The organism is Halomonas fontilapidosi (assembly GCF_014192285.1).
Taxonomy (GTDB): Bacteria; Pseudomonadota; Gammaproteobacteria; order Pseudomonadales; family Halomonadaceae; genus Halomonas; species Halomonas fontilapidosi.
In genome coordinates this window covers 98,949-112,439 of record NZ_JACHXQ010000008.1, presented here as the reverse complement: position 1 = coordinate 112,439, position 13,491 = coordinate 98,949, and the positions used below count along the sequence as shown (strand labels likewise).

Here is a 13,491-nt window from a genome sequence, read left to right as displayed (position 1 = left end):
CCACCCGCCGGGTTGCCGTCGGCGTCATTGCATGATCATGCCGCCGTCGATCATCAGCAGCTGGCCCGTCATGTAGTCCGATTCCGAACTGGCCAGGAATGAGGCGGTGCCGACCACATCTTCGGGGTAGGAATAGCGCTTCATCAGAATCATCTTTTCGGCGAGCTCATCCATGGACTGGCCCTGCTTTTCGAATTTGCCGATGCTGACCAGGTCCTTGTCGAGCTGCTCCCACAGCTCGGTGCGCACCACGCCGGGCCCATAGCCATTGACGGTGATGTTGTGATCGACCAGCGCCTTGGCGCCACCGTTGATCATGGCCTGTACGGCGTGCTTGCTGCAGGAGTAGGGCACCACGTCATCGAAGGCCTGGCGAGACAGAATGGAACCGACATTGATGATCTTGTAGGGGCCACCCTCCTTTCCTTGATCAATCATCTGCTTGGCGGCTTCCTGCATGCCGATCAGGCATCCCAGGGCATTGACGTCCATGATCTGGTGCCAGTTGTCCTCGGTGATATCGAGGAACATCAGTGGCTTGTTGATGCCGGCGTTGTTAACCATGACGTTGAGGCTGCCGAAGGCATCGACGGTCGCCTTGACGGCGGCCTGCATCTGGTCACGCTCGGTCACGTTGAGCTTCACGGCGATGGCATTGCCACCTTTCTCCTTGATGCGTGCCACAACCTCATCACAGCCTTCGATATTGAGATCGGCCACACACACATTGGCGCCCTGTTCGGCATAATGCTCGGCAACGGCGGCCCCCATGCCACGTGCAGCACCGGTAATCAGGCAATTCTTTCCTTCGAGTCGGGTCTTGTCCATGGTGTCACCTCGGAAATCTTGTTGTGGGTCTCTCCATTCCACCGCGGATCTGATGGCCTCTTGTCTGGGCGTATGGAGCCTGGATCGACAAGGAATCCTGTCACGCGAGCTCGGCGTAGCGATGCGTCGTGTTTCCTTGTTGATCGGTATTGTCTGCAGGCCGGGCGTCCAATGACAGTTGCCGCCATCGTCAATCTGACCAGATTGGATTTTTCGGGAGATTCTGTGACAGCTTCAGGCGGGCATGGGCGCTGGACCTTCATCTGCCGGCCAAGCAACCCTGAAGGGAATCTGGCCGATCAGCAGGAAGATCGGCAGTGTGATCGCCAATATCTCTATCACCTCGCCGTCCTTGGCGAGGCAAGTGGATCAGCTGATGCTGGCGCGAATCTGTCGGGCCTTCTCCTGCAGCAGCGGCAGGTACTGGCGCATCAGGGTGTCGAAGTCGACCCGGGCGGCATTGGTGCTGATGTTGATCGCACCGAGCAGCCGGCCGTTGGCATCGAAGACCGGCACGGCCACTGAGCGCAATCCGGAGTCGAGTTCCTGGTCGGCAATGGCGAAGCCCTGCTGGCGCACCTCGAGGATGCAGCGCTTGAGCTCGGCCTTGTCGGTGATGGTCTTGTCGGTGTGCGGCTCGAGGACCACCCGCGCCAGGAAGGCGTCGAGCTCGGCATCCGGCAGCTGGGCCAGCAGCACCCGCCCCATGGAGGTGTGGGCCGCGGGCAGGCGCGTGCCCACCGAGAGGGTGATGGCCATCAGCCGATGGCGCGACGAGGAGCGCGCCACATAGGTGACCTCGTCGCCATCCAGCACGCCCAGCGACGAGGACTCGCCACACGCGGTGGTGATGTCCTCGAGAATCTGCTGGATCACGCTGCGGTAGTTGTTGGCCGAGAGGAACGCATAGCCGAGATTCAGCACCTTGGGGGCCAGCTCGAAGTGGCGCTGCTGCTTACGCACATAGCCTAGCGCATGGAGGGTCAGCAGGAAGCGTCGCGCCCGGGCACGGTTCATGCCGGTGCGCGACGCCACCTCGCTGAGCGTCATGCGTGGGTGGGTCTCGTCGAAGGCCAGGATGACTTCAAGTCCGCTGGCTAGGGCCGTGACGAAGTCGCGGTCATCCGGTGTCAGGGTCTCGTCTTGCATGGGCACGTCATCCGCTAATGGTCCTGTGGAGTGGTCGGGTCAAGGTGCCTCAATCTACCATGATGTTCGAGATGCGAACACTTGTGCGACCGGCTCTAAAGGAATTGACGCTCGGCCGCGATGAGCGTACTTTGTTCGTAATGCAAACCTGTGTTCACATAGCGAACATTTTGCGGGCCAGCCAGGTTCCGGTCGGTGGCCTCCCGAACGCCAGCAAGCCGGCGACGAACAGGAGAACCTCCATGAGCGATATATTCCTCTGTCATCCGCGGCGCAGTGCCGTGGGCCGCTTCGGCGGCTCGCTGGCCAGCGTCAGGCCCGACGATCTGGCGGCCACCATCTTCCAGGCGGTGCTGAATGATGCCCCGGGGCTCGATCCGGCGGCCATCGACGATGTCTTCATGGGCTGCGCCAATCAGGCCGGCGAGGACAACCGCAGCGTGGCGCGCATGTCGCTGCTGCTCGCCGGCCTGCCGACCTCTGTGCCCGGCACCACGCTGAACCGCCTGTGCGGCTCCGGGATGGACGCGGTGGGCACCGCCTTCCGTGCCATCAAGGCCGGCGAGATGGAACTGGCCCTGGCCGGCGGCTTGGAGTCCATGTCCCGTGCGCCCTACGTGATGGGCAAGGCCGACAGCGCCTTCTCACGCGGCCAGAAGATCGAGGACACCACCATCGGCTGGCGCTTCATCAACCCGCTGATGAAGCAGGCCTACGGCGTCGAGTCCATGCCCGAGAGCGCCGAGAACGTGGCCGAGCAGTTCTCGATCTCCCGCGAGGACCAGGACGCCTTCGCCCTGCGCTCCCAGCAGAAGGCCGCCGCCGCCCAGCAGGCCGGCCGCTTTGCCGAGGAGATCACCGCCATCGAGATCCCGCGCCGCAAGCAGGCGCCGTTGATCTTCAACCAGGACGAGCACCTGCGCGAGACCACCCTCGAGAAGCTCGCCGGCCTGCCCACCCCGTTCCGCGAGGGCGGCAGCGTCACTGCCGGCAATGCTTCGGGGGTCAACGACGGCGCCGCCGCCATGCTGGTGGCAAGCGCCGCCGCGGTGGAGCAGCACGGCCTGACACCCATGGCGAAGATCCTCGGCATGGCCACCGCCGGGGTCGAGCCGCGCATCATGGGGGTTGGCCCGGTGCCGGCAGTGAACAAGCTGCTCGCGCGTACCGGCGTGTCGCTCGACGAGATCGACGTCATCGAGCTCAACGAGGCCTTCGCTGCCCAGGCGCTCGCCTGCATGCGCGACCTCGGCCTCGAGGATGACGACCCGCGGGTCAACCCCAACGGCGGCGCCATTGCCCTGGGCCACCCGCTGGGCATGTCCGGCGCACGCCTGCTGCTGACCGCCGCCCATGAGCTGCACAAGAGCGGCAAGCGCTACGCCCTGTGCACCATGTGCGTGGGCGTGGGGCAGGGCATTGCCACCCTGATCGAGCGGGCCTAGGCGCCTGCGGCACCGACCTTGAGATTCCTTCAACCCCTCCACAACAGCCCCTGGGCATAACGCGAGGTTCCCATGTCAAATCCCTGCATTATCTGTGTTGCCATCACCGGCAGCCTGCCACGCAAAGAGAACAACCCGGCAGTTCCGATCACCATCGAGGAGCAGATCGAGAGCACCCAAGCGGCCTTCGAGGCTGGGGCGACCATTGCGCACTGCCATGTCCGCAACGACGACCAGACCCCGACCTCGGATCCCGAGAAGTTCGCCCGCCTGCTCGAGGGACTGCGCAAGCACTGTCCGGGGATGATCGTCCAGCTCTCCACCGGCGGCCGCTCAGGTGCCGAGCGTGAGCGCGGCGGCATGCTACCGCTGAAGCCCGACATGGCCAGCCTGTCGGTGGGCTCCAACAACTTCCCCACGCGGGTCTACGAGAACTCCCCCGACCTGGTGGACTGGCTCGCCTCCGAGATGCTGGCCCATGACATCAAGCCCGAGATCGAGGCCTTCGACCTGTCGCATATCCATCAGGCGGTGAACCTGATGAAGCAGGGCAAGATCAAGGCGCCGCTCTACGTCCAGTTCGTGATGGGCGTGAAGAACGCCATGCCGGCCGATAAGCCGACCTTCGACTTCTACATCGAGACCCTCGAACGCCTGGCGCCGGGTTCCCAGTGGTGCGGGGCCGGTGTCGGCGCCAACCAGCTCAAGCTCAACGAGTGGTCGATCGCCGCAGGAGGCCACACGCGCACCGGCCTCGAGGACAACGTCCGCTGGGACAAGGAGAGCCTGGCCCCCTCGAATGCCGCCCTGGTCGAGCGGGTGGCAGCGCTTTGCGAGAAGTACGAGCGCCCGGTGGCGACCTGGCAACAGGCTCGCCAGATCCTGGGGCTCGAGGCGGTGTAACGACTCGCCATCGCGTCCATTGCGGGGCCACTGACGGGCGGTCCAGACCGCCGTCGGGGGGGACAACATTGCATTTTGACGTACGGCGTCAGGAGAGACTTCCATGGCATTTCTGAACATCAACGGCCGCAGCGTGGCCTATCGCCTGCTCGGTGCCGAGGCCAACCCCCTGGTGGTGCTGGCCCACCCGCTGGGCATGAGCCAGGCGGTGTGGGACGACGTCCTGCCGGGGTTGCTGCCGCGTTACCGGGTGCTGACCTGGGACCTGCCCGGCCACGGCGCCAGCCAGGCCTGGGGCGAGGGGCCGATCATCCCGGCCGACCTGGCCGCCGAGGCCCTGGCGCTGGCCGACCACGCCGGGGCCGGCCGCTTCCACTTCGCCGGCACCTCCATCGGCGGTGTGGTGGGGCAGCAGCTGGTCGCCGAGCATGGTGAGCGGCTGCTCTCCGCCACCCTGACCAACACCGGGGCGGTGATCGGCAACGCCGAACTGTGGACGACCCGTGCCGGCCGCGTGCGTCAGGAGGGCCTGGCGGCGATGTCCGAGGAGATCGTGCCACGCTGGTTCGCCCCCGCCTGCTTCGAGGCCGAGCCGGCCCTCAAGAACGGCTGGTGCATCCAGATGGGCCGCGGCGACGACGAATCCTATGCGCTGCTGTGCGAGATGCTGGGGCGCGACGTCTTCACCGGCAAGCTGTCCGGGAAGGACGTGAAGGTCCAGCTGTTCGGCGGCAGCGAGGACATGGCGACCCCGCCGGCGACCCTGGAGGCCCTGGCGGGCGAGTGCGACGGCGCGCCGCTCGAGATTCTCGAGGGCGTCGGCCACGTGCCTTCCGTGGAGGTGCCGGACCTTTTCGCCGAGAAGCTGCTGGCGGTGATGGCGGTGGACCTGAGCGACGTGGGCACTAACGGCGTCGACTAGGCCGCCTGCCTCGAGACCCGCCAGTAGAACATCCCGGATGCTTTTCCCAGAATCGTTGCGGAAATATGGCGATCACTGGGCTTTCCCGCCATGCCGTAGCAGACATGCAGCGGGAGTAGATGCTCCTCGCGAGGATGGCAGAAGCGGGCATAGGGGGCTCGATCCCAGTGTCGAAGCCGTTCGGCACGTTCCGCTTCATCGATCTGTGCGTCGCAACAGGTCTCCTCCAGCCAGTCCTCGAATGCCTGGTTACGGGCCTGGGTCTCCGGGGTGTTGGGGGCAAAGAACGCCTGCATGTTGTGGAAGGAGAATCCGGACCCGATGACCAGCAGGTCGTCGACGTCCAGCGCCTGCAGCGCCCTGCCGATAGCCAGGTGCGCTGCAGCATCCAGACTGTTTATCAGTGACAGCTGCACGCACGGTATATCTGCCTTCGGGTACATTAGCTTAAGCGGTACGAAGGTACCGTGATCGAAGCCCCGCCGATCATCGAGCCGTGCTGAGATGCCGGCCTGCTCCAGTGCCTGGTGGATCTGCCTCGCCAGCGCCGGCTCACCTGGGCAGGGATACGTGATCTCGTAGGACTCGGGCGGAAAGCCATGGTAATCGTAGATCAGCGGTGGGTTGGCACCCGAGGTGAGCGTCGCTACCGCTTCCTCCCAGTGGGCGCTGATGACCAGGATGGCGGAGGGCTTGCGCAGTCGGTCCGCAATCTCCTTGAGCCTTTCCACCATCTCACGGTGGCCCGGGTCCCCCAGCAGCGGCATCGGGCCGCCGCCATGGGAGATGAAGAGTATATCGGTGGGGGTGGTCATTGTTGTCGCTCCTGGGGTCACGCCAGATCTCGTCGGATCCTGACGGCCGATGCCGTCAGGATTCCATGAATCGATCCGGCTAAGCGGGGTGCCCGCGAGTCGATGATGGCCGCGTCAGTATCAGGCTGACGCGCTTTCGGTGACAGCGCCCTGTGCGGTCCGGCCAGCCGCGAAGCGTGCCAACAGCAGGGTATCCAGTGAAAAGCGGCCGGCGCCTTGAATCGTCAGGGCGACGGTGGCGGCCAGCAGAGCAAGGGCGAACTCGTAGCCGTTGTTGGACATGAACAGGCCATTGCCGATATGCACGGCGAAAATGGCCACCAGCATGGTGAAGGCCGATACCAGCGCTGCGGGACGGGTCAGCAGGCCAAGTACCAGTGCCAGCCCGCCGAAGAACTCGGCGCTACCGGCCAGCAAGGCCATCAGGGTGCCTGGCGCCAGGCCGATGCTCGCCAGCCACTGCCCGGTCCCCTCCAGGCCGTAGCCACCGAACCAGCCAAATAGTTTCTGTGCGCCGTGGGCGGCCAGGATCAGTCCCACCGGCACCCGCAGGGCCAGTGCCGCAAGGCCAGCGTTGGTGCCGAACAGTGCTTTTACAAATTGAGTCTTCATGGCGTTTACCTCGTGTCATGTCATCGGGGTTGTCCCTGAGGCGCTGAATGGCCGTCAGGTGATGGAGACACCTTACTACCACCAAAGAGAAGGAATAACGGCGTTTCCGTTGCGTGATTATCAATATTTCATTGATAATTAAATGAACCCACCCCCGGAGCTACCGATGGACCGACTCGATGCTATGCGCGCCTTCGTCACCGTCGTGGCCGAAGGCAGCTTTACCCGTGCTGCCGGGCGACTGGATATATCGCCGCAGTTGGTCAGTAAATACGTGTCGCAGCTCGAACAACACTTGGGGGTGCGCCTGCTCAACCGCACCACGCGCCGGATTCACCTGACCGAGGCGGGAGCCACCTATCATCAACGCGCCCAGCAGGTGCTAGCCGAGATCGATGACATGGAGAGCCAACTGGGTAATCTGCAGACCCAGGCTCGGGGCCGGCTGCGGATCAGCGCGCCGGTCTCCTTCGCCATTCGTCATCTGGCCCCGCTGCTGAGTGACTTTCAGCGCGCTCATCCTGCCGTCGGCATCGACCTGCAGCTGAATGACCGCAAGGTCGACATCGTCGAAGAAGGCTTCGATATCGCGCTGCGCATCGGTCACCTGAAGAGTTCCTCGCTGATCGCCAAGCGAATCGCACCAGTACGCCTGGTGTTGTGCGCCTCGCCAGCGTACCTCCAGCGGTACGGCACACCTCAACGCCCCGAAGACCTCGAGTCGCATCGTTATTTGCGCTACAGCTACATGGAGCAGGAATCCGGCGAGTCGGTCTTCCGCTGGTTGCCAGGGCGTGGCCAACACCACCATGGCAATATGGTCAGCAGCGACTTAGTCAGCAACGACTTAGTCAGCAGCGACTTAGTCAGCAACAACGGCGATGTATTGGTCGAAGCCGCCATCGCCGGTGCCGGCATCGTCTTGCAGCCTACTTTCATCTCGAGCGCCGCGATCAAGGCGGGAAAACTGCGGATCATCCTGCCGGAGCATGAGCCCGAGCCGATGTCACTCTATGCGGTGTACGCCCACCGACAGCTGCTGGCGAGCAAGGTACGCTGCTTTGTCGACTTCTTGGAGGGCTATTTCGGCGATCCGCCTTTCTGGGACAGGTTTGACGAAAGGCAGGATCCCGGATGACGGCTATATGTGCATTTCTCACCTCAGGTAGGCGAGGGCCCCGGCGGCCATGGCCTCGATGCCGGTGCGCAGCGTGACCGCATTGCCCGGAAAGTAGTAGGGCGAGTGGGGCATCTCCAGGTGGCGCATCTTCTCCGCCACGCTCGTCCCCGGCGTCTCCACCCAGCGTGATTCTGGCGTCGCGCCGATAAACCAGTAGACATAGGGGATGTCCTCGCCGCCGAAGCCGCCGGCCTCGGCGCTGCCGAAGAACGGGAAGTCCTCGCTGCCGTTGAGGCGCGGCATGGCGTAGAGGTTGGCCTCGCCGAAGTGCTTGGCGTGGGCCCGGCGCACCCGCTCGACCGTCGCCGGGTCGTTGTGCAGGGCGAGGGTCTCGTTGAGCACGCGGAATTCCGGCGGCGTCGGGGAGCGGCCGGCCTCGCACTCGGCGCGAATGATGCGCTCGATACCTTCCACCACCTGGCGGTGCAGGGCGTTGTCGAAGCTGCGGATATTGATCTCGAGCTCGGCCGAGTGGGGGATGATGTTGGCCTGGGTGCCGGCGTGCAGCTTGCCGACGGTCACCACCACGGTCTCCTCCGGCGGCACCTCGCGGGAGACGATGGTCTGCAGGCGGGTGACCACATGGGCGGCGATCACCACCGGGTCGACCGTCTGCGCCGGCATGGAACCGTGGCCGCCGGCGCCGTGGATCGTTACGGCCAGGTTGGTACAGGCGGCCATGGCACTGCCGGGGCGATGGCCGACGGTGCCGGCCAGCGCCGGCATGTTGTGCTGGCCAAGGATGACATCGGGCCGGGCGAAGCGGGTGTAGAGGCCGTCATCGAGCATGGCCCTGGCGCCGCCGAAGATCTCCTCGGCGGGCTGGCAGATCAGCATCAGGGTGCCGGACCAGTGTTCCCGAAGTCCGGCCATCACCGCGGCGGCCCCCACCACGCAGCTGCTGTGCAGGTCATGGCCGCAGGCATGCATCAGCGGCACGGTGCCGCTCTCGGTCTCAGCCGTGCGGGTGCTGGCAAACTCAAGCCCTGTGTCCTCCTTGATGGGTAGGGCATCCATGTCGCCGCGCAGCATCACCGTGGGGCCGTCGCCGTTCTCGAGCAGGGCCACCACGCCGGTGCCGCCCACGCCGCGGGTCACCTCGTAGCCCAGCGCTTCCAGGGCCTCGGCCAGGCGGGCGCTGGTCTCATGCTCCTGGAAGGGCAGCTCGGGATGTTGGTGAATCTGGCGGTACAGCGCCTGAACCTCCTCGAGGGTCGCCTCCACCTGGGCGCCAATGGCGCCCTTGAGATCCGGCATATTGGTTTGCGTCGTCATTGTGGTCTCCCGGGGCTTAGTGGCTGTTGCGGATCTGGGGCTGGTGGGCCTGGGTGGCGTAACTGAAGCGCTGCCAGACGGCGACCGCCGCCACGTTGAGCAGCATGGCCCAGACCCCGGCGTGCCAACCCAGCGGCGAGCTCCAGACGAACTCCATCATCAGGAAGGCCAGGCTGCCGATCAGCGCACCCGACATCACACTGGCGCGGCGCAGCCGTGGCAGGAACAGCGCGCCGATCACCATCGGGAACAGCTGGATGATCACGCCGTAGGCGGTGAGCAGGATCATGACCAGCGAGCCGGGGTTGAGCAGCGCGATCAGGTAGGCCGCCAGCGACAGCCCCAGCACGCTCCAGCGTGTCACGCTGACCGTGGTCGTCTCGCTGGCACCCTTCATCACGGTGGGGCCCATCACGTCACGCACCAGTACGATGGCGGCGGTGTGGGCGAGGTTGGCCCCGGTGGACATGGCGGCTGCCAGGGCGCCGGAGAGCATCAGGCCGATGACCCAAGGCGAGAAGTTGGCCACCTCCATCACCATATTCAGCAGCACGGTGTCGGCGCGCTCCAGCGGCGTATCGGCGAAGGCCAGGATGCCGGCGAAGCCGATGAACAGCAGCGGCACCAGCAGGTAGGCGTAGAGGGGGTAGAAGACGCTGACCTTGCGCAGGGTCTTGCCGCTGTCCGCCGAGTAGAACTTCATGAACAGGTGCGGCCACATGGCGCCGCCGAACGCACTGACCAGCACGGCGGTGCTGAAGTAGCCCCAGCCCATGCCGGTGGCCCCGGGCATGGTCAGGTACTCCGGTGCCTGCTGCTGGAGCTGGGTGAACATCTCCCCCACGCCGCCGTAGAGGCGCTCGGAGATGGCCAGTCCCAGGAACCAGGCGATGGCGATCATCATCACGCCCTGTACCAGGTTGGTCCAGCCGATCCCGCTCAGGCCGCTGCAGAACACGTAGGCGGCCACCACCACGAAGGCGAGCAGCCCACCCAGCCAGAAGGGCACCATGCCATCGGTCGCGGCCTGGAACAGCAGGCCGGCGCCGGCGATCTGGATGGTCAGGTAGGGCACCAGGGCGACCACGCCGATGATGCCGGCCAGCATGCCGAGCGGCTTGCTGCGATAGTGATCGGCGATCATGTCGCCCTGGGTCAGGTAGCCCCGCTCGCGGCCCAGCTTGGCCACCCGCGGGCCCAACGCCCAGATGGTGATCGGCACCAGCGACAGGTAGGCGAGGATATAGAAGGCCGGCGCGCCGTGCTTGTAGGCCCAGCCCGGCGTGCCGAGGAAGGCGAAGGCGGAGAAGATTTCGGCGCCCAGGATGAAGAACAGGATCACCACGCCCACGTGGCGGCCGCCGGCGACATACCCTTCCAGGCTGGAGCTCGACTGGCCGCGGGCGCGTAGGCCCACCACCAGCACCATGATCAGGTAGACGAGCGTAATGCCGATGATGATCACGGAATCACTCATGGCGGCCACCTCCGTGACGAACGACGAAGGCGATCCACATGCCGGCGAAGAGCACCAGCATCCACAGGGTGTACCAGAAGAACAGGAAGGGCAGGCCCAGCACGATGGGCTCGATACGGTTGGCGATCAGGGCGCCGGGCCAGATCATGGCCAGGGTGCATACCGCAAAGTGCAACCCCGTCAGCAGGTGATAGGTCTTGTTCATGGGGAGAGTCCAGCTCGCCGTGGCGAGTCTTGTTGTGGGTTGTCCCTAGACTATGGAACGCCTTTCTCGATAGAAAAAATATAGGTTTGGCATTGCTGACATGCCGGATTGATATGGATAGAGTGAGAGATCCCCACCCGGATGAGACGAGAGGGCCCGTGGAATTCCGCCAGCTCAGCTATTTCATTGCCGTTGCGGAGACCGGTTCCATCTCCGCGGCCAGCCGCCGGGTGCATGTCGCCCAGCCGGCACTGACCCGGCAGGTTCGACTATTGGAGGAGGACCTGGGCACCCGGCTGCTGGAGCGCCATGCTCGTGGAGTCAGCCTGACGGTGGCCGGCCAGGCGCTCTTTGAGGAGGCCGTCCAGCTGCTCGACAGGCGCACCCAGATCCGGACGCGACTCACCTCGCTGGGCCAGGGGCTGATCGGCAAGGTCAGCCTGGGGGTGACGGTGACGCACCTCTGGGTGCCGGAGGTGGCCAACCTGCTGAGGCGCTATCGCGATCGCTACCCCAGGGTCGCCTTCGAGGTCTTCCCGCTGCTCTCGGGGCCCCAGCTGGAGCGGCTGCGGGAGGGCTCCCTGGACGCCGGCATCCTCTACCTGGACAGCGCCGACCAGCCGGGCCTGGAAACTCGCCTGCTGCAGCACGACCACCTGATGCTGGCCGTACCCGAGGCCTCGCCATGGGCCTCGGCGCCGCCGAACTGCCTGAGCGTGCTGAAGGAGGCCGACTTCGTATGGGGCTTTCGCAGCGTTTCACCGGTCTACTACGACCGCGTGATGGCCCACTTCCAGCGCCTGGGCTTCGAGCCGCGGGTGGTGCAGTACGGCGCCGACAACATCACCATCCTCAGTATGGTGGCGGCCGGCCTGGGGATCGCCATCGTCCCTTCGGCCAGTAGCGCCCATCCCATGCCGGGTATCCGCTTCCTTCATCTGGAGGAGCTCGCTGCCTGCGACATGCCGCTATGGCTGGCCTGGCGATCAAGCAACGACGCGCCGGCCCTTCACAACCTGATTGGCCTGGTCGAGGAGGTGTTCGGGTGAGGTGCGCTGTCGGTAGCGCCGCCAGGGGAAGTCACTCATGACGCCGGCCTTTGGGGCGTAAATCCGCCGCAGCGGGTGGATCCCCTCCGTCGACGGGCGGGCAATGCCAGCGACCCGTGAGATACTATGGTGGTAAGTGACTCCCTTCCTTGAGGCCTGGAACTCCCCTATGCCATCACCCAGGAAGAACGAAACCATCCTCTGGAGTGCCCTGTTCGAGCACTCCTGGGATGGCATGGTGGTCCTGAGGCTCGACGGCAGCCTCTACCGAGTCAACCATCGTTATGCCGAGATGCTCGGCTACACGCGTGAGGAGCTGGAGGCCCTGCACGTGTGGGATCTCGATGCTCGCCTCAGCAGGGAGGAGGTCGAGGGAATGCTGCGCAGCGTCGACAGCACTGGAGCGCATTTCGAAACCCAGCAGCGCCGCAAGGATGGCACCGTCATCGACGCTGAACTCAGCAACAATGCTGCCACCTACGAGGGTGACAAGCTGATCTTCTGCATCGTGAGAGATATCACGTCACGCAAGGCGACCGAAGAGAAACTTCGACGGAACGAGGCGCTGCTGCATGGCATCGCCTCCCAGGTGCCGGGAGCGCTCTACCAATACCGCATGGCACCGGATGGTTCACGCAGCTTCCCCTATTTTAGCGAGGGAATCGTCGCACTGGGTGGCCTGCCGTTCGAAGCCATTTCGGGGCCCGATACGGATCCGGTCATGTCGCGGATTCTTCCCGAGGATGCCGAGCGCGTCGAAGCCCAGACCCAGAACAGCGCCGCCACGATGGCTCAAGTTCACGTGGAGTTTCGAATTCTCCATGGTGACGGGTCGATTCGCTGGATCGAGTGTCGCGCGACACCACAGAAGGAAGCCGACGGCGGTATTCTGTGGACCGGCATCCTTCTGGATATCACGCAGCGCAAACGGGCGGAAGAACGCGTGAACACCATGGCCATCACCGACGGCCTCACCGGTATCACTAATCGCCAGGCGTTCGGCCAGCTGCTGGAAAAGGAGATGGAGCGTGCCACCCGGTACGCGTCCCCGCTTTCGTTGATCATGTACGACCTCGATCATTTCAAACGAATCAACGACTGCTTCGGCCATAACACCGGTGACGATGTACTTAAGACGATCGCCAGACTGGTCAGCAGCAACATTCGCGGCATCGATCTCCACGGACGGTGGGGCGGCGAGGAGTTCATGGTGCTACTGCCACATACCGGTCTGGAAGCAGCCAGTGAGGTCGCGGAAAAACTGCGGAGCCTGATCGCCGGTCACTGCTTCGAAAAGCTTGGCACTATCACCGCCAGCTTCGGCGTGGTGGAGCTCGCGCCTGGCGAGAGCTCCCGCTCGCTGGTTCAACGCGTGGATGATGCCCTCTACCGGGCCAAGAAGCGTGGCAGAAACCGGGTGGAGACTTAGAGGACGCCGCACCCGGCAGCCCCCTTGGGCTCCACGACCTCGCGCCTTCTCACCCGAGGTCATGACGCCAGTAGGCCTCATCGAAGCCCCCACCTCGAAGACAGTATCGTCGTCGTACGCCAGTCGAGCGGTACCTCGTCGGCGCAACTCGGTAGGTCTAGCGGTTCGGCTGGGTGGGACTCACCCCCTGGCGCATTGGCAC

13 protein-coding genes are annotated in these 13,491 nt (G+C 64.6%); 6 read left to right on the top strand and 7 right to left on the bottom strand.

The genetic code is table 11. The features are described 5' to 3' along the window. Nucleotides 1-24: 24 nt before the first annotated feature. Nucleotides 25-828, bottom strand: a complete 804-nt coding sequence (locus FHR95_RS12395) for an SDR family NAD(P)-dependent oxidoreductase (RefSeq protein WP_183314612.1) — start codon at nt 826-828, stop codon at nt 25-27. 369 nt (nt 829-1,197) lie between these two features. Then, nucleotides 1,198-1,977, bottom strand: coding sequence for an IclR family transcriptional regulator domain-containing protein (locus FHR95_RS12390; RefSeq protein ID WP_183314611.1), 780 nt, complete (start codon nt 1,975-1,977; stop codon nt 1,198-1,200). Between the two features lie 242 nt (nt 1,978-2,219). Here FHR95_RS12390 and pcaF point away from each other — a divergent pair, with 242 nt between their 5' ends. The 3 genes from pcaF to FHR95_RS12375 all read left to right on the top strand — a co-directional run bounded on the left by pcaF (nt 2,220) and on the right by FHR95_RS12375 (nt 5,247). Continuing rightward, nucleotides 2,220-3,422 carry a 3-oxoadipyl-CoA thiolase gene (gene pcaF / locus FHR95_RS12385; protein WP_183314610.1) on the top strand — a complete coding sequence of 401 codons (1,203 nt, stop codon included), beginning with the start codon at nt 2,220-2,222 and terminating at the stop codon, nt 3,420-3,422. 72 nt (nt 3,423-3,494) lie between these two features. Further along, on the top strand, nt 3,495-4,325 hold the full coding sequence (locus tag FHR95_RS12380) for a 3-oxoadipate:acetyl-CoA acetyltransferase (protein WP_183314609.1): 831 nt from the start codon (nt 3,495-3,497) through the stop codon (nt 4,323-4,325). Nucleotides 4,326-4,428: 103 nt separating this feature from the next. Continuing rightward, a complete protein-coding gene (locus tag FHR95_RS12375; protein WP_183314608.1) occupies nt 4,429-5,247 on the top strand; it encodes an alpha/beta fold hydrolase in 819 nt (272 codons plus the stop codon). Here FHR95_RS12375 and FHR95_RS12370 read toward each other — a convergent pair. Then, nucleotides 5,244-6,062 carry a DODA-type extradiol aromatic ring-opening family dioxygenase gene (locus FHR95_RS12370; protein ID WP_183314607.1) on the bottom strand — a complete coding sequence of 273 codons (819 nt, stop codon included), beginning with the start codon at nt 6,060-6,062 and terminating at the stop codon, nt 5,244-5,246. The two genes, FHR95_RS12375 and FHR95_RS12370, sit on opposite strands and share 4 nt — an antisense overlap. 120 nt (nt 6,063-6,182) lie before the next feature. Further along, a complete protein-coding gene (locus FHR95_RS12365; protein ID WP_040184016.1) occupies nt 6,183-6,674 on the bottom strand; it encodes a DoxX family protein in 492 nt (163 codons plus the stop codon). A gap of 166 nt (nt 6,675-6,840) precedes the next feature. Here FHR95_RS12365 and FHR95_RS12360 point away from each other — a divergent pair, with 166 nt between their 5' ends. Next, nucleotides 6,841-7,812: a LysR family transcriptional regulator gene (locus FHR95_RS12360; RefSeq protein WP_183314606.1), complete on the top strand. Its 972-nt coding sequence runs from the start codon at nt 6,841-6,843 to the stop codon at nt 7,810-7,812. An 18-nt stretch (nt 7,813-7,830) separates the two neighbouring features. On the opposite strand, the gene FHR95_RS12355 is transcribed toward FHR95_RS12360, so the two are convergent. From FHR95_RS12355 to FHR95_RS12345, 3 genes are read right to left on the bottom strand one after another with little or no spacing between them, the layout of a single operon-like run. Beyond that, nucleotides 7,831-9,129 carry an amidohydrolase gene (locus FHR95_RS12355; protein ID WP_183314605.1) on the bottom strand — a complete coding sequence of 433 codons (1,299 nt, stop codon included), beginning with the start codon at nt 9,127-9,129 and terminating at the stop codon, nt 7,831-7,833. Between the two features lie 16 nt (nt 9,130-9,145). Continuing rightward, nucleotides 9,146-10,606: a sodium:solute symporter family protein gene (locus tag FHR95_RS12350; RefSeq protein ID WP_183314604.1), complete on the bottom strand. Its 1,461-nt coding sequence runs from the start codon at nt 10,604-10,606 to the stop codon at nt 9,146-9,148. Beyond that, complete coding sequence (locus FHR95_RS12345) at nt 10,599-10,811, bottom strand: hypothetical protein (protein WP_040184020.1); 213 nt, start codon at nt 10,809-10,811, stop codon at nt 10,599-10,601. Before FHR95_RS12345 ends, FHR95_RS12350 begins: the two co-directional genes overlap by 8 nt. A gap of 158 nt (nt 10,812-10,969) precedes the next feature. On the opposite strand from FHR95_RS12345, the gene FHR95_RS12340 reads away from it, so the two are divergent. Both FHR95_RS12340 and FHR95_RS12335 read left to right on the top strand, forming a co-directional pair. Next, nucleotides 10,970-11,860, top strand: coding sequence for a LysR substrate-binding domain-containing protein (locus FHR95_RS12340; RefSeq protein ID WP_040184022.1), 891 nt, complete (start codon nt 10,970-10,972; stop codon nt 11,858-11,860). Nucleotides 11,861-12,029: 169 nt separating this feature from the next. Then, on the top strand, nt 12,030-13,289 hold the full coding sequence (locus tag FHR95_RS12335; RefSeq protein WP_183314603.1) for a sensor domain-containing diguanylate cyclase: 1,260 nt from the start codon (nt 12,030-12,032) through the stop codon (nt 13,287-13,289). The last annotated feature ends 202 nt before the right edge of the window (nt 13,290-13,491 follow it).